Raw genomic sequence first — 20,371 nt, 5'->3', positions numbered from 1 at the left:
CCCGCCACCGGTGTCACGTCAGCGACGGTTGTAGCGGTACATCGTCAGCGTGCCGAACACGACCACGAAGAGGGCGCTCCAGAGCAGCATCCACATGGTGCTCGGGCCGTCCATCGAGCCGGCCATCGCCGCTCGGACCGAGGTGACGAGCTGGGTGATCGGGTTGACCTTGACGAACGCCTGCAGCCAACCGGGCATGGTGGACGGGTCGACGAACACGTTGCTCAGGAACGTCAGCGGGAACAGCACCATCATGCTGGTCCCCATCACCGACTTCTCGCTGCGCAGCACCAGGCCGAAGAACGTCCACACCCAGGAGAACGCGAACGAGAAGACCACCAGCAGCCCGATTCCGGCCAGCACCCCGAGCAGCCCGCCGTCGGGACGGAAGCCGAGCACCACGCCCACGGTGAGGATGACCACGGCGGCCAGGACGTAGCGCAGCACGTCGCCGAAGATCATCCCGACGAGCGCCGACGGCCGCCAGACCGGCAGCGTACGGATCCGGTCGAAGACGCCCTTCTCGATGTCGCTGTTGAGCCCGACCCCGGTGTACATGGTGATCATCACGACGCTCGTGACCATGATGCCGGGCAGGAAGAACTGGAGGTACGCACGCGGGCTGTCGGCGAGCGCGCCACCGAACAGGTACGTGAACATCAGCACCATGATGATCGGGAACGCGGTCACGTCGAACAGCTGCTCGGGCACGTGCTTGATCTTCAGCAGCGCGCGCCAGCCGAACGTCAGCGACGCCGACAGCGCGCCGGGCCGGGCCGGCCGCTCGGCCGGGGCGAGCACAGTGGCCAGCGCCTCGGCGGACGGCATGTAGACGGACGGCGCCCGCCCGGTGGTGATCGCGGTGTCGCTCATCGCGCCGTCTCCAGTTCGTCGTCCCGCTCGTCCGCCGGGACGGCCGGGTGGTCGGTCAGGGCCAGGAAGACCTCGTCCAGGCTGGGCTGGCCGAGGGAGAAGTCGTCCACCACGATGCCGGCGGCGGCCAGCTCGCCGAGCGCCCGCGCCGCCTGCGTACCCGCCTCCAGGTCGGTGCCGTGCTCGCCGACGCGGGCGGTCAGCGCCGCCGGGTCCGCGGCGAGCTGCACCGGTACGCCGAGCGACGCCCGCAGCACCTGCTCGGCCTGCGGCCGCTGCCCCGGATCGCGCAGCCGGATGTGGACGCTGCCCGCGCCGATCGACGCCTTCAACTCGCCCGGGGTGCCCTCCGCGATCACCCGGCCGTGGTCGACCACAGCGATCCGGCCGGCGAGCTGGTCCGCCTCGTCCAGGTACTGCGTGGTCAGCAGCACCGTCGTGCCGTACGCCACCACAGCCCGCACGATCGCCCACACCTGGTTGCGGCTGCGCGGGTCCAGCCCGGTGGTCGGCTCGTCGAGGAACAGCAGGTCCGGGGTGTTGAGGATGCTCGCGGCGATGTCGATGCGCCGCCGCATCCCGCCGGAGTACTTCTTCACCTGCCGTCCCGCCGCCTCGGTCAGCCCGAACGCGGCGAGCAGCTGCTCGGCCCGGTCCCGGGCGCCGGACCGGCCCAGCCCGAGCAGTCGGCCCAGCAGGACCAGGTTCTCCGCCCCGGTCAGGTCCTCGTCCAGCGAGGCGTACTGGCCGGTCAGGCTCACCCGGGAGCGCACCGCGTCGGCGTCACGCACCACGTCGTGTCCGAAGACCCGGGCCGTGCCGCCGTCCGGGCGCAACAGCGTCGCCAGCACCCGTACGGCGGTGGTCTTCCCGGCGCCGTTCGGGCCCAGCACTCCGTAGACGGTGCCGGCGGGAACCCGCAGGTCCAGCCCGTCGAGTGCCCGGGTCGAACCGAAGGACCGGACCAGGCCCTCGGCCTCGACGGCCAGGCCGGTGTTCCGGTTGCTCATGAATCGCTACCTCTCCTCGTCGGTGTTCTCGACAGCCGTACGGGTGTGCCGCCCGACCGATCGCCTGTTTCAACGAGGCCGGGAAGCTGTGGTGTTGTGCCGGCCTCACCCCGAAGGCGCCAGACGGCCCGCCAGATCCGATCTGGCGGTGGCGATTCCCGGCCGACGACGGCCGGTACGGGAGGAAGGCGGGGTTATGACCGTTCCCGCAGCAGCCCGCCGGATGACCGATCGTGGACAGTGCTTGATCGATCGCCTGCCATATGCTGCGCCGGCATCCGACGCACGGGGGCGCGTCCCGGTTGTGGTTACGCGGACGCCTCTCTGCGCATTGAAACCGAGAGGGGTAACAAACTGTTGCTGTTTCGTGCATCTTTGGCGCTCTTGGGGAAGCTATAGTGATCGGGTGAACCTGAAGGAATGGGCGGCGTCGACCGGCATCGCGTACATCACCGCTCGGCGGCAGTACGCAGCCGGGACGCTGCCCGTTCCCACATACCGGATCGGCCGCCTGATCATGGTCGGAGAGCCGGTCACCGGCACGCCGGCCGGAACCGGGCAGACGGTCGTGTACGCCCGCGTGTCGTCCGCCGATCAAAAGCCCGACCTGGATCGACAGGTCGCTCGGGTGACCGTCTGGGCCACCGGCCAGAAACTCGGTGTGGACCGGGTGGTGACCGAGGTCGGCTCCGCACTCAACGGGCACCGCAAGAAGTTCCTCGCCCTGCTGCGCGACCCGGCTGTATCAACGATCGTGGTCGAACACCGTGATCGGTTCGCCCGCTTCGGCGCCGAATACGTTGAGGCTGCTCTCTCAGCGCAGGGCCGCCGGTTGCTCGTCGTGGACCCGGCGGAGGTCGACGACGACCTGGTCCGCGACGTCACCGAGATCCTGACCTCACTATGCGCCCGTCTCTACGGCCGCCGCGCCGCCGCTAACCGCGCTCGCCGCGCGGTCGAGGCTGCCACCGAGGAAAGTCCGGCGTGAGAACGATCCAGGCGTACCGGTTCGCCCTCGACCTCACCTCCGGCCAGGAACGCAATGTTCTTGCCCACGCGGGGGCGGCCCGCGTCGCTCACAACTGGGCGCTCGCGAAGGTCAAGGCCGTCATGGACCAGCGGGCCGCCGAACGCTCGTACGGCGTTCAGGACGACCTGTTGACGCCGTCGCTGTCCTGGTCCCTGGCCGGGCTGCGTAAGGCATGGAACCACGCGAAGGGCGACGTCGCGCCGTGGTGGGGCGAGGTGTCGAAGGAGGCGTTCAACACCGGCCTCGACGCGCTCGCTCGCGGGTTGAAGAACTGGGCCGACTCCCGTAACGGCAAACGAGCCGGGAAACCGGTCGGCTTCCCCCGGTTCAAGTCCCGCCGCCGCGCCACACCGAGCGTGCGGTTCACCACCGGGGCGATCCGGGTCGAACCCGACCGAAAGCATGTGGTGCTGCCCCGGCTGGGCCGCCTGAAGTTGCACGAGTCCGCCCGCAAACTCGCCCGCCGCCTGGACAACGGCACCGCCCGGATCATGTCCGCAACCGTGCGCCGCGACGGCGGCCGGTGGCACGTCTCCTTCACCGTGGAGGTCGAGCGCACCGAGCGCCAACCGGCGCACCCCTCCTCGGTCGTCGGCGTGGATGTCGGCATCAAGCACCTCGCGGTCCTGTCTACCGGCGAGATGGTCGATAACCCACGTCACCTCCTGGCCGCGCAGCAGCGGATGCGCGTGCTCGGCCGTGCGCTGTCGCGTAAGACCGGCCCGGACCGACGCACCGGCAGACGGGCGTCTAAGCGGTGGGAACAGGCTGCGACTCGGCTCGGCCGTGCGCACGCCCGGGTGGCGAACCTGCGCCGCGACGGGCTGCACAAGCTCACCACCCGCCTCGCCCGCGAGCACGGCACGGTGGTGGTCGAAGACCTCAACGTGACCGGGATGCTCGCCAACCGCAGGCTGGCCCGGCACATCGCTGACGCCGGGTTCGCGGAGATTCGCCGCCAACTGACGTACAAGACCGAATGGAACGGTGGTCGGCTGCTGCTGGCCGACCGCTGGTATCCGTCCTCGAAGACCTGCTCGGGCTGCGGCGCGGTGAAAACCAAACTCGCCCTGCACGAGCGCGAGTACGAATGCGAGGCGTGCGGTCTGGTCATCGACCGTGACCGCAACGCCGCCCGTAACCTGGCCGCGCTGGCGGCTGAGTTCGACACCGCCGGGAGTGGCCCGGTGGCAGGACGTGGAGACGACCGGAAGACCCGCATACGCGGGCAGGTGTCCGTGAAACGTCAACCCGGCACCGCATCCGCGGGTCAGACCGGGACCGTCCTACCACAAGGCAGGACTACCATCCGCGCGTTCGCTAGAGCGCACTGAAAGGTAACGGTCCACCGTGTCCATCGTCCGAAGAGTGCTCGGCGCACTCGCCGTGGCGGCCCTGGCCGTCACCGCCGCACCCACCGCCGCCGGTGCGGCGGCGGATCCGGCAGGCGTGCTCCACCTGACCGTCAGCAGGCTCGACGGCAGCCCGGCCGCCGGTAACGTCGCCGTGACGGCCGCCGACAGCAGCTACGACAAGGACCTCCTGCCGCTGGACGAGTCCGGGCAGCTCAGCGTGGAGGTGCCGGCCGGCGACTACAAGATCGCTGTCACCCCGGTGTACAGCGACGGCCAGGACGACGAGGTACTCAGGCAGTGGGTGCCGGGCCGGACCAGCTGGGCGCAGGCCGGAACGGTCCGGGTGTCCGCGGGGGACACGACGGAGGTCTCCGAGCGCCTGCTCGCGCCCAGCGGGTCGACCCTGCGGGCGCTCGACGCGGTCACCGGCGCCGCGGTCGACGGGCTGTGCGTGTTCCTCGACCCCGGCGCAATCCGTGCGGCGACACCCGGGTGACCGTCCCGCCGCTGATCCCCGGCCCGCAGGAGGTGTGGGTCTACACCCGCGACGACACCCACCTGCCCCGCTACGCCACGGTGAACGTCCTGGCCGACGGCAGCGGCACCGCCGTGGTCGTCCTGACCCCGGCCGCGAACGTGGTCTCCCGGGTGGTCGACGCGGCGACCGGCGCGCCCGTCGCCGGGGCCTGTGTGACGCCGACGCCCGCCGGTACCGGCGAGCTCCCCGACAACCCGGGACGGTACTGCTCCGACGCCTCCGGGAACGTCCGCGTCGGCCTGGTCGCGGCCGGCTCCTGGAACCTGTTCGCCCGCCCCGCCGGCGGATCGGCGTACGGCGCGCAGTGGGTCGGCGCGACCGGCGGCACCGGCGACGCGAAGCAGGCCCGGGTGGTCACTCTCCGGGCCGGGCAGACGGTCACCGTGCCCCCGATCCGGCTCGACCGCGCCGGTGTCGTCACCGGCACCGTGACCAGCGCGGCCACCGGCAGGCCGGCGACCTCCGGCGCCGTGACGCTCGCGCCCGAGTCGGGCTCCTTCCTGGACTGGGGTGTGAAGCTGGACGCGCAGGGCCGCTACCGGATCGACTGGCTCGGCCCGTACGCCTGGCCGCTGCTGTTCAGCACCGCCGACAACGCCGCCCAGTGGTCCGGCGGGTTCGCCCTGCGGGGCAAGGCCGTGCCGGTCACGGTCCGGGCCGGCGCCACCACCGTCTACAACCTCGCCGTGCGGCGTGGCGTCCTGGTCACCGGCCGGCTCGTCGACCCGGAGGGCCGCCCGGTGGTCGCCGAGCTGACGGTGCGCAACGCGCGTACCCGTGAGGTCATCGGCTATTCGTTGGATCTGGATCGCGACGGCGAGTACGCGCTGCGCGTGCTCGGCCCCCAGCCGGTCACCGTGGCGTGGCTGTGGACGCCGCCCTACGTCCTGTACGCCGGCTGGTACGACGGCGCGGCCCGCCCGGCCGACGCCACCGAGGTGACCCTGCCGGGCACCGGCACCCTGCGACTCGACGTCGCTGTCGACCGGTTCCCCGCCGGTTGAGCGGCACGGGCCGGGTGGCGTGCGAGCCACCCGGCCCGGCGCCGGTCAGCGCACCGAGTCCAGCCGGGTCCGCTGCTCGGCGGTCAGCTCCAGGTCGACGGCGGCAAGGCTCTCCTCCAGCTGCGCCACCGAGGAGAGACCGACGAGCGGGATCGACGGGATGTCCCCGCCCGTCAGCCAGGCCAGCACCACCTGGTTGACTGTGGCACCGGTCTCGGCGGCCACCGCCCGCAACGCCGCCAGCCGGGCCGGGGTGGCGGGCACCACGTACTCCTCGCCGAGCCGCTCCGGCCGGACGTACGCGCCCTTCAGCAGCGGCGAGTACGCGACCAGCGTGAGCTGCGGCTCCGTGCGCAGGTAGCTGAGCAGGTCGGGGCCGACCCAGCCGACGTCGCCGTCCGGGTCCAGCTCGCTCGGCACGTCCAGCCGCCGGGGCAGGTAGCTGCGGTGGTACTGGAGCACCTCGTACCCGGGCAGGCCGGCCGCGGCGGCGAGCGCACGGGCCCGCTCGACCCGCCAGGCGCGGTGGTTGCTGGCGCCCAGCAGCCCCACCGTGCCCTCGGCGACCAACTCGGCGAAGCCCTCCACGGTCTCCCGCATCGGGATCGTCCGGTCCTCGATGTGGGCGTAGAGCAGGTCGATCCGCTCGACGCCGAGGCGCTCCCGGCTGCGCTCGGCGGACTCGCGGATCACCTTGGCCGACAGCCCTTCCGGGTTGTCCACATAGCTGGTGCCGGGCGCGAGCGGACGGGCGCCGAGCTTCGTGGCGATGACCACCTCGCCGCCGATTCCGCGGCTGCGCCGCCAGCGGCCGAGCAGCTCCTCGCTCTCGCCACCCTGGCCCCCGTTGTGCCAGAAGGCGTAGTTGTCCGAGGTGTCGATGAAGGTGCCGCCCGCCTCGACGTACCGGTCGAGGATGGCGAACGAGGTGGCCTCGTCGGTGGCGGTGCCGAACAGCATCGCGCCGAGGCTCAGCACACTGACCTCGCGACGCGTGGCCGGGTCCGTGCCGATGGTGCGGTAGCGCATGTCTTCCTCCCCGTCGGAGCTCTGCCGGTCACCCTGCCCCTTCGAGTGCGCGCGAAGTCAACAACGGAGGGGCCCCGGGATTCCGGGGCCCCTCCGACGCGTGACGCTCAGCTCGGGATGTAGTCGAACTCGTCCGGGTTCGGGCCCGTCCGGCCGGCCTCGCCCCGGTCCAGCGAGGTGAGCCGCTCCATCGCGGTGTCGTCGAGCGTGAAGTCGAAGATCGCGAAGTTCTCCTCGATCCGCTTCGGCGTGGTCGACTTCGGAAAGACGATGTCGCCGCGCTGCACGTGCCAGCGCAGCACCACCTGGGCCGGGGTCCGGCCGACCTGCTCGGCCACGTCGACGACTGTCGGGTCGTCGAGCACCTTGCCCTGCGCGATCGGCGACCACGCCTCGGTGAGGATGCCGTGCGCCTTGTCGTACGCCCGCACCTCCTCGTTGCCGAGGTAGGGGTGCGCCTCGATCTGGTTGACCGCCGGCACCACGTCCGCCTCGGCGGCCAGCCGCTCCAGGTGGGCGACCTGGAAGTTGGACACGCCGATCGACCGGACCGTGCCCGCGTCACGCAGCTCCTCCAGCACCTTCCAGGTGGAGACGAAGTCGCCGTCGTAGCGGGTGGGCAGCGGCCAGTGGATCAGGAACAGGTCGAGGTAGTCGAACTTCAGCTCCCGCAGCGACTGCTCGAACGCCTTGCGGGCGTCGTCCGGGCGGTGGAAGCCGTTGTTCAGCTTGCTGGTGACGAAGACCTCGCCGCGGTCCAGCCCGGAGGCACGCAGCGCCTGACCCACCTCGGCCTCGTTGCCGTACATCTGGGCGGTGTCGATGTGCCGGTAGCCGACCTCCAGCGCGGTGCCGACGGCGCGGACGGTGTCCTTCGGCTCGATCTGGAAGACGCCGAAGCCGAGCTGCGGGATGGTGTTGCCGTCGTTGAGTGCGATGTCCGGAATGCCGTTCTGGGCCATGAGAGCCTCATCTCCGATCGTGCGGTGCCCGGGGGCGCGTCCGTGCCGACCGCCCCCGGCCGTGCCAACCGGATGTCTCTACCCGCTCGCGACGCTTCCTCACATCGGGGACGAGCGTCAACCCCAGATCGACCGTGCCCACTCGGGGTGGTCGACGAACGGGTTGCGGTTGCCCTGCCAGCGCTCGTAGATGCGCTGGTTGCGGCGCTTCTCGAAGGCGTCCGGCGGATCCTGGTCGTTCCAGGCCAGCAGCTTCGACAGCCGCCCGAGGCGGGGCGCGGAGCCGTTGGAGACCGAGTCGTTCGGTTCCAGGTCCGGCCAGCCGTCGCCACCCTCGTACCGGATCGCCATGTAGAGGATCATGCGGGCCACGTCGCCCTTGACCGCGTCGCGCGGCTCGAACGAGTCGGCGTTGGTGTAGCAGCCGGGCGCCTCGGCCACCGTGCCGCCGCCCGAGTCGAAGTCCTTGTTGCCGCGCGACGAGTTGACCGACACGTCCTCCGGGCGCAGGTGGTGCACGTCGGTGCCGGGCCCGGTGGCGGTGCCGAAGTCGCCGTGCGACTTGGCCCAGACGTGCTCCCGGTTCCAGTCGTTCGCGCCGCCGCCGTTGCTCGTCTTGCTCTGCGACCGTCCGCTGTAGAGCAGGACCACGTTCGCCGGGTTGGCCGGATCCTGGTCGGTGTCCTTGAGCGCGTCCCACACCTGGTCGTAGCTGAGCTTCGTCTGCACCTTGATGATGCCGTGCAGCGCGGTGCGCAGCGCCGGCCCGCTCTTGCCGGCCGCGGTCGCGTAGTACGCGTCCGGCCCGGCGGTGCCGGTCGGGCTCGGGGTCGGCGTGGGACTCGGCGTGGCGCCGCCGCCGCCGAGGCTCATCGCGGTCGGGTTCTTCAGCCCGCCGTGGCTGAAGTACGCGGTGAGCGCGCCGGTCGCGGTCACCTGCCGCCCTCGCAGCGACGGGTTGGTGAGCAGCCCGAAGGTGCTCCGCCAGGCGGCCGTCACCTGCACGTACAGCATCCGGCCGGTGCCGGTCTCGCCGGCCTGGTCGGCGAGGGCGATCGCGGTGTCGGCGGTGAAGCCGGACGTGAGCACCGTGTTGGTGGCGGTGGGCTGGCCGATGACGTAGCCGGTGACGGTGGCCGTCCGGCCGTCCTGGGCGGCGAGCGCCTGAGCCACGGTCAGGGGTGTCGCGGCCGACGCGGCGCCGGTCACGCCGAGCGGGATACCGACCGCGACGGCGAGCACGACCGCCGCGATCAACCGCCCGGGTCGCGAGCGGGTGACACGCTTCATATTCATGATCAGCGATGTTAGTCGGATCGAGGTGAACTGCGGGAGGTCAGCGGGCCAACTTTTCGTCCCGGCCGGCCTCGAACAGCACCGGCCACGGCCGGGCCGCCGGGGCGAGGAGCGCCGGCCCGCCCGGTTCGTCGGGCGCGGCGAGCGTCTCGGTGGCGAGGTGGCCGAACATCGGCGCGGCCGGGTGCGCCGCCCGGATCGGCCAGGCCGCGGAGATCCGCCGGACCAGCGGCGTACCGGTGATCGGTCGCCACGCGACACGTGGTTCCCGGCGGACCAGCGCGGCGGGCTCGACGGCGACCGCACCGCCGGCCAGGAGCAGACCGAACAGGAACTCCGGGTTGCGCGCGGGGCGGACCCGGGCCGGGGCGAAACCGTGCTGCCGGCACACGGTCAGCAGATGCTCGTGCCAGCCGGGCGCGGTGACCGGTGGCGCGGTGACCAGATCCATGCCGGCCAGATCGGCGAGCGCGATCTCCCGCGGCCGGGCCAGCGGCGAGGCCCGGGGCAGCAGCACACCCACCGGTACGTCCACCGGCTCACCGAAGCGCAGCCCGGCCCCGTCGACCGGATGGTGCAGCAGGCCGACGTCCAGCCGCCCGTCCGTGAGCATCCGGTGCTGCTCGGCGCTCGTCAGTTCGTGCAGGTCGAGGGCGAGCCCGGGCGCGCGGGCCGCGAGCGCGTCGAGCAGCGCGCGCAAGGTCACGGCCGGGGTCTCCGGGGGTACGCCGGCGCGCAGCACCCCGAGCGCGCCCCGGCGGACCCGCTCGGCGAGGTGACGCAGCCGGCGTTCACCGGCCAGCAGCTCGTCGGCCTCGCCGAGCAGCAACTGGCCGGCGGTGGTGAGGCCGACCTGGCGCTGTGACCTGTCGAACAGGGTGACGCCCAGCTCCCGCTCCAACCGCTGGATCGACTGGCTCAGCGGCGGCTGTGCCATGCCCAGAGTCTCGGCGGCCCGGCCGAAGTGCAGTTCCCGGGCGACCACCACGAAATGCCGCAGGTGCCGCAGCAGGTCCATCCGGGCACCCTAGCGTCGCCGCTGGTTACCGTGTCGGCGTGGATGTGGCGGAACGGATCGGGGAGATCTTCGGGCGGGCCGGGGTGCGGGGTTGCCTGCACGTCGTGGACGTGGACGACCCGGCCGGCGGTGAGGTGGCGCTGCGCGCCGACGAGCAGATCGTCATCGCCTCCGTCTTCAAGATCATGGTGGTGCTGGAGTTCGCCCGGCAGGCGGCCGCCGGCCAGCTCGACCCGACCGAACGGGTGCTCGTCGGTGCCGCCGACCGGCTCGGCGGCTGGGGCGTGGCCGGCTGCGCCGACGACGTGGAGGTCTCCCTGCGCGACCTCGCGTACCTGGCCATGTCGGTGAGTGACAACACGGCGGCCGACCTGCTCCTGCGCCGGATCGGGGCGGACGTGCTGCCGATGCTGGCCGCGGAGCTGGACCTGCCGCGTACCCGGATCGTCGGCGGCCCCCGGCAACTCGTCGAGACGATGCTCTCCGACGTGGGCGCACGCACCGAGGCGGACTTCGCGCGGATCTTCCCCACCCTGTCGCCCGAACGGGTCCGCGCGATGCGGGTCTTCGACCCCGAGCACACCAGCTCCAGCACCGCCCGGGAGCTGACCCGGCTGCTGCGTCTGGTGTGGCGGGACGAGGCCGGCCCGGCGCCCGCGTGCGCCATGGTCCGGGAGCTGATGGCACGGCAGCTCTTCTGGACCCGGCTGGCCGCCGGTTTCCCACCCGGGGTCCGGGTCGCCGGGAAGACCGGCACCCTGCCGGGACTGCACCTCGAAGCCGGCGTCGCGGAGTACCCCGACGGCCGCAGGTACGCGATCGCGGTGGCGGTACGTACCGAACGGCTGGCCGCCCGCCGGATCGACGTGGACCTGGCGATGGGGGAGGCGGCCCGGACCGCCGTCGATTCATTGCGTTGATCCAGGCCGGGCCACCGGCCTGGCCTGCGGTGATATCGGTCCGGATATCGGTCGTTGCGCTCGTCGATCTTGGACATCGACGCCGGCGGGGTGGTGGTCTGGGCCTACCGATCACCGATCCCGAACGGGGAGGACGACACATGCCCGAGAACCGGCCGTCCGGCTACGCCCGCCGTCGACTGCTACGCGACACAGCGGTCGGCGCCGCCGCCGTCACCACCGCCGGACTCGTCGCCGGCGCCCCGGCCCGCGCCGCCGGGCCGAGCCCCGTCGCCGCGCCGAGCCGCGCCGCCGGCGGTACGCGACGCGGCGGCGCGGTGAGCTTCCGCTGGTGGGGGACCTCCGGCTGGCGGATCGACATCGGGGACCGGACGGTGCTCGTCGACCCGTACCTGAGCCGGTACGACACCGGGCTGTTCCGGAAGCCGTTCAACCCCGACACCCGGCTGACAGTGGCCGCCGACGTGGTCGACCGGCTCGCCGACCGGGCGGAGAACATCTTCGTCACCCACACCCACTGGGACCACTTCAACGACGTGCCGCACATCGCCGCCCGGACCGGTGCCCGGGTCTTCGGCACGCTCACCGCGTATCACCTCGGCCTGGCGTACGGGCTGCCGACCGGGCAACTGGCCCCGGTCAAGGGCGGGGAGGTGCTCGACTTCGACGGGTACACGGTGGAGGTGGTCGGCTCGCTGCACAGCCGGAACCCCACCTGGTCGATGGCCTTCCCCGGGGTACGGATCAGCCGGCCGCCCCGTCCGGAGACGATCGCCGACCTGCCCGAGGGCGACACGCTGGCGTACCAGATCCGGATCGACGGCGGCCCGGCCGTGTTCTTCATGGGTGCCAGCGACTTCGACGAGCGCAAGCTCAGCGGGCTCGCCCCGGACGTCGCGATGGTCGCCTCCGCCGCCACCACCTCGACCGCCGACTACGTGCCCCGGCTGATGGCCGCGCTGGACCGTCCGAAGTTCGTGGTTCCGGTGCACTGGGACAACTTCGAGACGCCGCTCACCAACCCGCCGACTGTCGCCGACAGCGACCGGGAACGCCTCGACGCCCTCGTCGCCGAGGTGCGCCGGGTCTCGCCGCGCAGCCGCGTGCTGGTGCCGGAGTACCACACCGCCTACCGATTCTGACGGCGCCGCTCAGGAGGCCGCCAGCCGGGCGTAGACGTCGCCGGAGCGACCGGCCGGGCGGTACGTCTCCAGCAGGCGTACCAGCCCGGCCGCGTCCAGCCACCGGTCGCCGGCGAACCGCATGGTCTCCACCGGCGAGTAGTTGTAGCGGTAGCCGCCCGCCGTCGCGCCCAGCCGTTCCACCAGCTCCAGCGCGGCCAGCGCGGCGTCGTGCGCGGGCGGCAGGTACTCGAAGGACAGCCCGCGCACCGGACGGCTGAGCCCGGCGAGCACGTCGACCTCGAAGCCCTCGACGTCGACCTTGCAGAACGCCGGTACGCCGTGCCGCGCGATCAGGTCGTCCAGCGTCACCACAGGCACCTCGACCGACCGGTCCCAGCGGACCCCGGCGAAGCTCGGATCGGCTGTGACCGACTCGATCCACGACGACGACATGGTGGACACCGTCGGCGTCGCGCTGGACAGTTCCAGCCGCGCGCTGCCGGACCGCGCACCGACCGCCGTCGGCTCGATCGTCACGTCGGCGTCCCGCCCGAAGCCCAGGCGCAGCACCCGCAGGCAGTCCGGCTGCGGCTCCACGGCGACCACCCGCGCGCCCAGCCGCCGCCAGGTACGCACCCGGCCGCCGACGTGGGCGCCGATGTCGAAGCCGAGGTCGCCGGGGGAGAGGAACTGCCCGTAGAGCTGCCGGGCACGCCGGTGCTTGGCCGGCTGACCGTGGTAGACGGCCAGGGAACGGGTGATCCCCCAGGCCCGCGCGAGCATCGTCACGACATCCCTAACTGTGAGTGGTGGACTTCGGTCCGAACGCGTGCAGGAACCGGTCACGGAACGACTCCATCGGCCAGACCGGGGCCTGCGGGTCGGGGTTGAGGCCGTCCTGCCAGCCCCACCCGGCGATGCGGTCGAGCACTGCCGGGTCCTTGGCGACGACTGTGATCGGCACGTCCTTGCCGGCGCCCTCACCGGTGACCGCCCGGGCCGGCTGGTGGTCGCCGAGGAACACGAGCACCAGGTTCTCGTCACCGTACCGCTGCACGTAGGAGATGAGCGTGCGCAGCGTGTAGACCACCGACTGCCGGTACGCCTCCCGGGTGCCCTCCTTGGCGCGGTCGGCGCGCGCGGTCCCCTTGTAGACCGAGCCGTCGCCGACGTCGTCCCAGTCCACCAGCGGCGGCACCGGCGTCCACGGGATGTGGCTGGACAGCAACGGGATCTCGGCCATCACGGGTGCGTGACCGGGTCCGCGCTCGCGGCGCTGGAACGTCGACAGCGTGTACTGGTCCGGCGGCGAGGAGAAGCTGAACAGCGGCCCCCGGTAGCCGAGTTCCTTCACGCCGTACACCTGGTCGGGGGAGAAGAAGTCGGCCTCCGGCCAGGCCCGGGTGAGCGCCGGCATGACCAGCGTGGTGCGCCAGCCGGCGCGCTTGAACGCGCCGTTGAGGGTCAGGTGGTCGCTGCGCACCAGGTTGGTGTAGCGCAACTGGTTGTCCGCGCGGATGCCGCTCATCAGCGTGGCGTGCGCGAGCCAGCTCCCGCCGCCGGTGGTGGACGAGGTGAGGAACGCGCTGCGGCTGCCGTATCCGGCCGCCCGCAACTGGCGGGTTCCCTCGTCCAGGACGGCGTCCACCTCCGGTGCGAGGTCCGGGTCCTCCAGCGCGACCCGGCCGTAGCTCTCCACGAACGTGAACAGCACGTCCTTGCCGCGCAGCGCGGTCAGCAGCTCGTCGCCCGGCACGTTCTGGAACGGGTCGCCGGCGAGCTGCGTGTTCAGCGTCTCCTGGTCGTTGAGGCCCGCCCGTACCTGCCGGGCCCGGTCGTAGAGACCGGCCGCCACCGTGTCTGCGGCGACCGGGACGCCCGGCACGATCTGCGCGCCGAGCACGGCGCAGACCACCCAGGCGGCGGCGAGCGCGGTGGTCGCGCGCGCGGAGACCATCCGGTGGCCGGCCACCACCCGGGCCAGCCGCCGTGCCGACAGCGTCACCAGCAGCAGTACGGCGAGAACGGCGACCACTGCCAGTGCCACCGCACCCACCTCGGCGGCCGGGCCGTACGACTCGGACAGGAACTCCGCGCCCGCGCCGAGGAACGTCCAGTCGGCGATCAGGTCGAAGGGGCGGTCCAGGACCAGCGAGAACCCGAGGTCGGCGACCTTGAGGACGAGGACCAGGCCGAGCAGCGCGCCGAGGATCGTGGCCACCACCCGGCGCGGACGTGCCGGCAGGACCAGCAGCAGGGCGACGGCGACCAGCCCTTCCACCGGGATGCGCAGGAACGCGCCCGGGCTGAACCCGTTGACGTCACTCGGCGCGACGAGCGCCACCAGCACGAGCGCGGCGGCCAGCGCGGTGACCGTCGCGGCGACCAGCCGCCGGGCGCGCGGTCGGCCGGACGACGCGACGCCGTCGTCCCCGGCCCCTGTGTGGCCGGGGGTGCGGTCGACCGGGCCGGCGTCGGACGTGGCACTGTCGCCCTGGTCGCTCGTGGCGCGGTCGCTCTCGGCCGTCGTGCCGTCGGTCGTGAGGCCGTTGTTCGCGGTGCCGTTCGGGGCGTCGTCGTCGCCGTCCGCCCGGCGGGACAGGTCGGTCACGGGCGCCGCCCGCCGACCTCGGCGGGCTCGCGCGCGATCCGCGCGCCCGGCGTCCACTCGGAGCGGTGACCGGCGGGCGCGGGGGACACCGGCGCGGCCGGGAGCGCCACCGGGCGCCGCCGCGACGGTACGCGGTGCCGCCACAACCAGGCGACGTCCCGTCCGAACGACTCGACGAGCATCGCGAGCGCGCCGAGAAGCACCGCGACCGCGAGCAGCCGGGGCAGGACGCCTGCCGCCACCACCGCCAGCGCGATGCCCTGCGTGGCGGCGACCACCTTGCGCCAGTAGCGCGGCGGCAGCGAGCCGCGCATCCACGGCAGCACCCAGCCGGCGGCGACGAAGACGTACCGCATCGCGCCGATCACCAGCACCCAGGCACCGACCTGGTCGGCGACGTACCCGCAGAGGACCAGGACCAGGAAGGAGTCGACCTCCATGTCGAACCGTGCGCCCAGCGCGCTCACCGTGCCGGTACGCCGGGCCACCTGCCCGTCGACCCAGTCCAGCGACAGCGCCACCGCGCTCAGGACGACGAGCACCGGCACCACGATCGGCTCGCGGAACGAGTCGACTGTCAGCGCGGCAACCCCGCCGGCGAGCGTCGCCCGGGTGAGCGTCACCCAGTCGGCCGGCCCGAGCCGGTCCGCGCCCGAGCGGCGCAGCCCGTATCCGAGCGCCGCGACCGTCACCACCCCGAAGAGCAGACCGGCAAGCCAGCCGTACGCGCTCAGGCCGACCGTGCCGGCCAGGGCCGCGAGTACGCCGACCTGGAGAATCGCCCCCGCGAATGGATCAGTTCGAAGTGCGGACACCATGCCTCCGAGGTAGACGTCACGAACCACACGTGTGTACGGAGAACATGCCCGAACAGTTCGTTCTGATGCCGGAAACGCGCCAGCGGATGTGGCATGTCACGTCGGCCGGCGGGGCGGCGCGCGGTCAGCGCGCCCGGTCGGCGGTGTCCTCGTCGCGCCGGGCCAGCGCCGAACGGCGGTAGCCGTACAGCGCGTAGACGAGCGCGCCGAGCAGGAACCAGGCGCCGAACCGCCATGCCGGTCCCTCCCGTCGCACCGACGTACTCCGGCCGGGCCGCCGCCGTCCGGCGAGCCGCACCCGTATGGACGAACGTGAATCCTCGGCGCGAAGATCGCAGCCCGGCGGCGGCGGTCACCCCTGCGGCGGGCCGGCGACCAGCCGCCAGTACTGCCGCTTGCCCTCGTCGCGGACCACGACGCCGAGCCGGGCCAGCTCCCCGTGCAACTCCCGGGTCTCGGCGTCGTGGCCGCCGTCGAGCGCCCGCTGCCGGGCGCGCAGCAGGGCGTCCGCGCCGGACGGCAGGCCGGGCAGCCCTTCCACCCACCGCCGGTACGCGTCCCGGTGCGGGTCCTGCCCGGTCCACGGCCAGCCCTGCCGGGTGAACGCCTCCCGCAGCCGCTCGGCGTCCAGGTCGGACTTCTCCCGGACCAGCTCGCCACCGGCGGTGTCCAGCAGCACCAGCGCCTTGCCGTCGACGAACACCCCCGCAACGTCGGCGCGCGCCAGGTCCCGGCCGTGCCCGTCGCGGTGCAGCCGCACCGTCCGGTGCCCGACCGTGACGGTCAGCCGCTCGCGGACCGCCACCACCGCCAGGAACAGGCCGCCGAGCAGGCCCACCCCGGCCCCGATCGGGTACGCCCGATCGTCCGGCCACCGGTCGAGCAACTCGAACAGGCCCTGGAACGGGAACCAGGCCAGCCCGGCGATCCAGCCGGACACCGCGGTCAGCCCGGCGCCCAGCCCCGCCCCGAGCAGCGGGAACCCCGCCCACATCAGCACCAGCTCGCCGCGTCCGCCGTCGACCACGACGTCCTCGCCGGGTTGCCATGCGGTCACTGTCAGGACACCTCCCGGCGCATGGTGCGCACCAGACCGGCGACCAGCGGCAGGAGCACCCAGACGGCGAGCGAGACGCCGAGCCGGCCCCACTGCCCGCCGTTCATCTCGGCGCCGAGCAGCGGCTCCATCGTGTACGACGTGTCCAGCCAGCGGGCCGGCTCACGCAGCGCGGAGATCATCGCGGCGAGCAGGCTCCACACCGTGGGTAGCAGCAGGTAGGTGACGATCGCCAGCGGCGTGTTCAGCAGCAGCAGGCCGAAGGCGGCGCCCATCAGCACGCTCGCCACCTGGAACACGGCCGCGTGCGGCAGCAGTTGCCAGTCGAACGTCCAGGCGCCCGCCCCGCCGGTGACGCGGGCGGCGAGCGTGCCGGCGGCGGCGACGGCCAGGCTGACGAGCACCGAGGCGAGCGCGGCGAGCACCACCGCTGCGAGTTTGGCGACGATCACCCGCTCGCGGCGGGGCACCAGCGCGAACGTGGTGAGCGCGCTGCGCTGCGACCACTCGCCGGTGATGGAGAGGATGCCGAGCACCGGCAGCAGCAGCCCGACCGGCAGCAGCGACGGCGTGAAGAAGGCGGTGAACGTCTGGTCCGGCGCGTCGACGACGAACAGCTGCACCACCACGATCGCGGCGGCGATCAGCCCGATCGTGATCAGCAGCCAGCGTCCGGCCCGGGTGTCGGCGAGCTTGCGCAGCTCCACGGCGGTGAGCCGGGCCAGCGAGGGACCGGCGACGGCCGGCTCGTGCCGCGGCGGGGCGGTCGGAACGGCAGTGGTGGTCATCGGACGGCCTCCTTGGTCGACGCGCCGGCGGTGAGGGTGAGGAAGAGCTGCTCCAGGCCGCCGCTGCCGGCCGGGCGCAGTTCGGTGAGGACCAGTCCGGCGTCCGCCGCGGCCTGACCGACCTGGCCCGGCTCGGCCCGGACCACGAAGCCGCCGTCGGTGCCGGCGGTGGCGGGCAGCGCGGCCCGGTCCAGCGTCAGGCGCAGGGCGTGCGCGTCGCGGGCGCGCACGAGCGTGCCGGCGCCGGCGAGCAGCTCGTCCTTGCCGCCCTGGGCGACCACCCGGCCGCCGCCGATCACCACCAACCGGTCGGCCACCGCCTCCACCTCGCGCAGCAGGTGCGAGGAGAGCAGCACCGTGCCGCCCCGGTCGGCGAAGTCGCGCAGCAGGCCGCGCATCCAGAAGATCCCCTCCGGGTCGAGGCCGTTGGCCGGCTCGTCCAGGATCAGGACCCGGGGGTCGCCCAGCAGCGCCAGAGCCAGGCCGAGCCGCTGCCGCATGCCCAGGGAGTACGCGCCGACGCGGCGCCGGGCCGCGGTGTCGTTCAGCCCGACCTGGTCGAGTACCGCCGCCACCCGCCCCCGGTCCACGCCCATGGTGCGGGCGGCGAGCGTGAGCGTCTCCCGCCCGGTGCGCCCGGCGTGCTGCGCCGAGGCGTCGAGCAGCACGCCGATCTCCCGTCCCGGGTTGGGCAGGTGCCGGTACGGGCGTCCGCCGACTGTGGCGCCGCCCGAGGTGGGCGGCGTCATCCCGCAGATCATCCGCATCGTGGTGGACTTCCCGGCGCCGTTCGGCCCGAGGAAACCGGTCACGGAACCCGGTTCGCACCGGAACGTGACGTCCTCGACGGCGGTGTGCGGACCGTACCGCTTGGTGAGCTGGTCGACTTCGATCATGCCGTCGAGCCTGCCGGGGCCAACCGGTCACGCGCTGCGGCCGGCGGTCTGCGCCGCCGTCGACCTCGGTTCACCGCAGGCGTCGACTTTGGTAGCTGGTAGCCGGTCCGGAGGGCTTCCTAGCATGGACGGGTGACCAGTGCCGCCGTACCCGATCATCCCTGGCTCCTGCCGGGCTCCCTGGTGCCCGCCCGAGCCGCCCGGCGGACGCCGCGGGACTGGTTCGTGGACGGCGTGCTGTTCGTGGCCTCGCTGCTCTGGGTGCTGATCGCGCACGGCGACGTGACCAGCGCCACCCCGGAGTTCGGCCTCAACGCCGGTCCGGCCTGGCTGGAGGAGGTCGACCTGCTCGTCGGCCTGCTCGTCAGCGGCGCGCTCTGGCTGCGCCGGCGCTGGCCGGTCGGGCTCGCGGTCGCGACCGCGCCGCTGGCGCTCTTCTCGGTCACCGGCGGTGTCGCGCTGCTGGTCATCGTGTTCACCGTGCTGGTCCACCGGCCGCTGCCGGTGGGCCTGGCGCTGGTGGCCTGGCAACTGTTGAGCCTGCCGGTCTACCTCGCGGTCCGGCCCGACCCGACGCTGCCGGTCTGGGCCTCCGCCGTGTGGACCGGGCTGTTCATCTGCGTGGTGGTGGCGTGGGCGTTGTTCGTCCGCGCCCGCCGCCAGCTCGTGCTGTCCCTGCGGGACCGGGCCGAGCGGGCCGAGGCCGAGCAGCAACTCCGGCTCGACCAGGCCCGGCAGCTCGAACGCGGCCGGATCGCCCGGGAGATGCACGACGTGCTCGCCCACCGGATCTCCCTGCTCAGCCTGCACGCCGGCGCGCTGGAGTTCCGGCCGGACGCGCCGCCGGAGGAGGTGGCGCGGGCGGCCGGGGTGATCCGGGCCAGCGCGCACGCCGCGCTCCAGGACCTGCGCGAGGTGATCGGCGTGCTGCGGGCCGAGGTCGGCTCCGAGGCCACGCCGGAACGGCCGCAGCCCACGCTGGCCGACGTGCCCGCGCTGGTCGCCGAGAGCCGCGACGCCGGGGTACGGGTCACCGTGGTCGACGAGGTGATCGAGCCGGAGGCGGTGCCCGCGGCGATCGGGCGCAGCGCGTACCGGATCGTGCAGGAAGGGCTGACCAACGCCCGCAAGCACGCGCCCGGCGCGGTGGTCACGGTCCGGCTGGCGGGCGGCCCGGGGGACGGGCTGGCGGTGGAGATCCACAACCCGTGGCCGGTCGGCGCGTCGCCCACCGCCATTCCCGGCACCGGTACCGGGCTGGTCGGGATCGCGGAACGGGTCACGCTCGCCGGTGGCCGCCTCGAACACGGGCGGGACGCCGACGGCGGTTTCCGGCTGACCGCCTGGCTGCCCTGGGCGGCCCGATGAGCGCGCCGGTGCGGGTGCTGATCGTCGACGACGATCCGCTGGTCCGCGGCGCGCTGTCGATGATCCTCGGCGGCGTACCCGACCTGGCGGTGGTCGGCGAGGCCACCGACGGCGCCGAGGTGCCGGCGGCGGTCGCCGCGTACGCCCCGGACGTGGTGTTGATGGACATCCGCATGCCCCGGGTCGACGGGCTGGCCGCCACCGAGGCGCTGCGGGCCACCCCGGAACCGCCCGAGGTGCTGGTGCTCACCACGTTCGACGCCGACGAGCAGGTGCTGCGGGCGCTGCGCGCCGGGGCGAGCGGCTTCCTGCTCAAGGACACCCCGCCGGCCGAGATCGTGGCGGCGGTACGCCGGGTCGCGGCGGGGGAGGCGACGCTGTCCCCGGCGGTGACCCGCAAGCTCATCGCGCACGTCACCGGCACCGCGCCGGGGGCGAGCCCGGACCCGAAGCGGGAGCGGGCGGTGCGGCTGCTCGACGGCCTCTCCGAGCGGGAGCGGGAGGTCGCGGTGCTGCTCGGCCGGGGCCGGACCAACGCGGAGATCTCCGCCGAGTTGTTCATGAGCGTGGCGACGGTGAAGGCGTACGTGTCGCGCCTGCTGACGAAGCTCGACCTGAACAACCGCGTGCAGGTGGCCCTCCTGGTCCAGGACGCCGGCCTGGTCTGACGCGCA

General features: G+C 73.1%; 21 protein-coding genes. 8 read left to right on the top strand and 13 right to left on the bottom strand.

What is annotated here, in order from left to right; genetic code table 11:
- Positions 1-18: 18 nt before the first annotated feature.
- The gene (locus tag FB455_RS24740) at positions 19-873 is read right to left on the bottom strand and encodes an ABC transporter permease (protein ID WP_013284308.1); all 855 of its coding nucleotides are present in this window, start codon (positions 871-873) and stop codon (positions 19-21) included.
- Complete coding sequence (locus FB455_RS24735; protein ID WP_013284309.1) at positions 870-1,883, bottom strand: daunorubicin resistance protein DrrA family ABC transporter ATP-binding protein; 1,014 nt, start codon at positions 1,881-1,883, stop codon at positions 870-872. Before FB455_RS24735 ends, FB455_RS24740 begins: the two co-directional genes overlap by 4 nt.
- Positions 1,884-2,289: 406 nt before the next feature.
- Between FB455_RS24735 and FB455_RS24730 the strand changes: the two genes are divergently transcribed.
- From FB455_RS24730 to FB455_RS24715, 4 genes are read left to right on the top strand one after another with little or no spacing between them, the layout of a single operon-like run.
- Positions 2,290-2,871, top strand: coding sequence for an IS607 family transposase (locus FB455_RS24730; protein WP_047893371.1), 582 nt, complete (start codon positions 2,290-2,292; stop codon positions 2,869-2,871).
- Positions 2,868-4,247, top strand: a complete 1,380-nt coding sequence (gene tnpB / locus FB455_RS24725; RefSeq protein WP_145755054.1) for an IS607 family element RNA-guided endonuclease TnpB — start codon at positions 2,868-2,870, stop codon at positions 4,245-4,247. Before FB455_RS24730 ends, tnpB begins: the two co-directional genes overlap by 4 nt.
- Before the next feature lie 16 nt (positions 4,248-4,263).
- A complete protein-coding gene (locus FB455_RS24720; RefSeq protein ID WP_013284310.1) occupies positions 4,264-4,764 on the top strand; it encodes a hypothetical protein in 501 nt (166 codons plus the stop codon).
- The gene (locus FB455_RS24715; protein ID WP_013284311.1) at positions 4,761-5,810 is read left to right on the top strand and encodes a hypothetical protein; all 1,050 of its coding nucleotides are present in this window, start codon (positions 4,761-4,763) and stop codon (positions 5,808-5,810) included. Before FB455_RS24720 ends, FB455_RS24715 begins: the two co-directional genes overlap by 4 nt.
- A gap of 45 nt (positions 5,811-5,855) precedes the next feature.
- Here FB455_RS24715 and FB455_RS24710 read toward each other — a convergent pair whose 3' ends face one another.
- The 4 genes from FB455_RS24710 to FB455_RS24695 all read right to left on the bottom strand — a co-directional run bounded on the left by FB455_RS24710 (position 5,856) and on the right by FB455_RS24695 (position 10,115).
- Complete coding sequence (locus FB455_RS24710; protein WP_013284312.1) at positions 5,856-6,839, bottom strand: aldo/keto reductase; 984 nt, start codon at positions 6,837-6,839, stop codon at positions 5,856-5,858.
- Between the two features lie 107 nt (positions 6,840-6,946).
- Positions 6,947-7,801, bottom strand: a complete 855-nt coding sequence (locus FB455_RS24705) for an aldo/keto reductase (protein ID WP_145755053.1) — start codon at positions 7,799-7,801, stop codon at positions 6,947-6,949.
- 117 nt (positions 7,802-7,918) lie between these two features.
- On the bottom strand, positions 7,919-9,097 hold the full coding sequence (locus FB455_RS24700) for an endonuclease (protein ID WP_145755052.1): 1,179 nt from the start codon (positions 9,095-9,097) through the stop codon (positions 7,919-7,921).
- A gap of 40 nt (positions 9,098-9,137) precedes the next feature.
- Positions 9,138-10,115, bottom strand: a complete 978-nt coding sequence (locus FB455_RS24695; protein WP_145755051.1) for a LysR substrate-binding domain-containing protein — start codon at positions 10,113-10,115, stop codon at positions 9,138-9,140.
- 38 nt (positions 10,116-10,153) lie between these two features.
- Between FB455_RS24695 and FB455_RS24690 the strand changes: the two genes are divergently transcribed.
- On the top strand, positions 10,154-11,035 hold the full coding sequence (locus FB455_RS24690; protein WP_030272950.1) for a serine hydrolase: 882 nt from the start codon (positions 10,154-10,156) through the stop codon (positions 11,033-11,035).
- Between the two features lie 140 nt (positions 11,036-11,175).
- A complete protein-coding gene (locus FB455_RS24685) occupies positions 11,176-12,177 on the top strand; it encodes an MBL fold metallo-hydrolase (protein ID WP_145755050.1) in 1,002 nt (333 codons plus the stop codon).
- Between the two features lie 9 nt (positions 12,178-12,186).
- Here FB455_RS24685 and FB455_RS24680 read toward each other — a convergent pair whose 3' ends face one another.
- The 7 genes from FB455_RS24680 to FB455_RS24655 all read right to left on the bottom strand — a co-directional run bounded on the left by FB455_RS24680 (position 12,187) and on the right by FB455_RS24655 (position 18,329).
- Positions 12,187-12,942 carry an FkbM family methyltransferase gene (locus tag FB455_RS24680; RefSeq protein ID WP_030272946.1) on the bottom strand — a complete coding sequence of 252 codons (756 nt, stop codon included), beginning with the start codon at positions 12,940-12,942 and terminating at the stop codon, positions 12,187-12,189.
- Positions 12,943-12,955: 13 nt separating this feature from the next.
- Positions 12,956-14,770 (bottom strand): alkaline phosphatase family protein, encoded by a 1,815-nt coding sequence (locus FB455_RS24675; RefSeq protein ID WP_145755049.1) that lies wholly within the window; start codon positions 14,768-14,770, stop codon positions 12,956-12,958.
- Positions 14,767-15,588 (bottom strand): CDP-alcohol phosphatidyltransferase family protein, encoded by an 822-nt coding sequence (locus FB455_RS24670; protein ID WP_240322288.1) that lies wholly within the window; start codon positions 15,586-15,588, stop codon positions 14,767-14,769. Before FB455_RS24670 ends, FB455_RS24675 begins: the two co-directional genes overlap by 4 nt.
- 124 nt (positions 15,589-15,712) lie before the next feature.
- Complete coding sequence (locus tag FB455_RS34890) at positions 15,713-15,844, bottom strand: hypothetical protein (RefSeq protein ID WP_013284321.1); 132 nt, start codon at positions 15,842-15,844, stop codon at positions 15,713-15,715.
- A gap of 96 nt (positions 15,845-15,940) precedes the next feature.
- Positions 15,941-16,645 (bottom strand): YqeB family protein, encoded by a 705-nt coding sequence (locus FB455_RS24665; RefSeq protein ID WP_013474196.1) that lies wholly within the window; start codon positions 16,643-16,645, stop codon positions 15,941-15,943.
- A 2-nt stretch (positions 16,646-16,647) separates the two neighbouring features.
- Positions 16,648-17,433 carry an ABC transporter permease gene (locus FB455_RS24660; protein ID WP_123110726.1) on the bottom strand — a complete coding sequence of 262 codons (786 nt, stop codon included), beginning with the start codon at positions 17,431-17,433 and terminating at the stop codon, positions 16,648-16,650.
- Entirely contained in the window at positions 17,430-18,329 is a 900-nt protein-coding gene (locus FB455_RS24655) for an ABC transporter ATP-binding protein (RefSeq protein WP_030272934.1), read from the bottom strand. Before FB455_RS24655 ends, FB455_RS24660 begins: the two co-directional genes overlap by 4 nt.
- 132 nt (positions 18,330-18,461) lie before the next feature.
- Between FB455_RS24655 and FB455_RS24650 the strand changes: the two genes are divergently transcribed.
- Together FB455_RS24650 and FB455_RS24645 are read left to right on the top strand one after the other, a co-directional pair.
- Entirely contained in the window at positions 18,462-19,697 is a 1,236-nt protein-coding gene (locus tag FB455_RS24650; RefSeq protein WP_145755048.1) for a sensor histidine kinase, read from the top strand.
- Entirely contained in the window at positions 19,694-20,365 is a 672-nt protein-coding gene (locus FB455_RS24645) for a response regulator (RefSeq protein WP_013474199.1), read from the top strand. The genes FB455_RS24650 and FB455_RS24645 overlap by 4 nt, the downstream gene beginning before the upstream one ends.
- The last annotated feature ends 6 nt before the right edge of the window (positions 20,366-20,371 follow it).

The sequence above is a fragment of the Micromonospora sp. CNZ296 genome (assembly GCF_007827635.1).
Note: the sequence above shows the minus strand (reverse complement) of the source record. Positions and strands in the feature narration are given on the sequence as shown.

Excerpts from the sequence above, each read along its gene's own strand:
- FB455_RS24740 (WP_013284308.1), bottom strand. The coding sequence starts at position 873 with ATGAGCGACACCGCGATCACCACCGGGCGGGCGCCGTCCGTCTACATG.
- FB455_RS24735 (WP_013284309.1), bottom strand. The coding sequence starts at position 1,883 with ATGAGCAACCGGAACACCGGCCTGGCCGTCGAGGCCGAGGGCCTGGTC.
- FB455_RS24710 (WP_013284312.1), bottom strand. The coding sequence starts at position 6,839 with ATGCGCTACCGCACCATCGGCACGGACCCGGCCACGCGTCGCGAGGTC.
- FB455_RS24705 (WP_145755053.1), bottom strand. The coding sequence starts at position 7,801 with ATGGCCCAGAACGGCATTCCGGACATCGCACTCAACGACGGCAACACC.
- FB455_RS24700 (WP_145755052.1), bottom strand. The coding sequence starts at position 9,097 with ATGAATATGAAGCGTGTCACCCGCTCGCGACCCGGGCGGTTGATCGCG.
- FB455_RS24695 (WP_145755051.1), bottom strand. The coding sequence starts at position 10,115 with ATGGACCTGCTGCGGCACCTGCGGCATTTCGTGGTGGTCGCCCGGGAA.
- FB455_RS24685 (WP_145755050.1), top strand. The coding sequence starts at position 11,176 with ATGCCCGAGAACCGGCCGTCCGGCTACGCCCGCCGTCGACTGCTACGC.
- FB455_RS24680 (WP_030272946.1), bottom strand. The coding sequence starts at position 12,942 with ATGCTCGCGCGGGCCTGGGGGATCACCCGTTCCCTGGCCGTCTACCAC.
- FB455_RS24670 (WP_240322288.1), bottom strand. The coding sequence starts at position 15,588 with ATGGTGTCCGCACTTCGAACTGATCCATTCGCGGGGGCGATTCTCCAG.
- FB455_RS24660 (WP_123110726.1), bottom strand. The coding sequence starts at position 17,433 with ATGACCACCACTGCCGTTCCGACCGCCCCGCCGCGGCACGAGCCGGCC.
- FB455_RS24655 (WP_030272934.1), bottom strand. The coding sequence starts at position 18,329 with ATGATCGAAGTCGACCAGCTCACCAAGCGGTACGGTCCGCACACCGCC.
- FB455_RS24645 (WP_013474199.1), top strand. The coding sequence starts at position 19,694 with ATGAGCGCGCCGGTGCGGGTGCTGATCGTCGACGACGATCCGCTGGTC.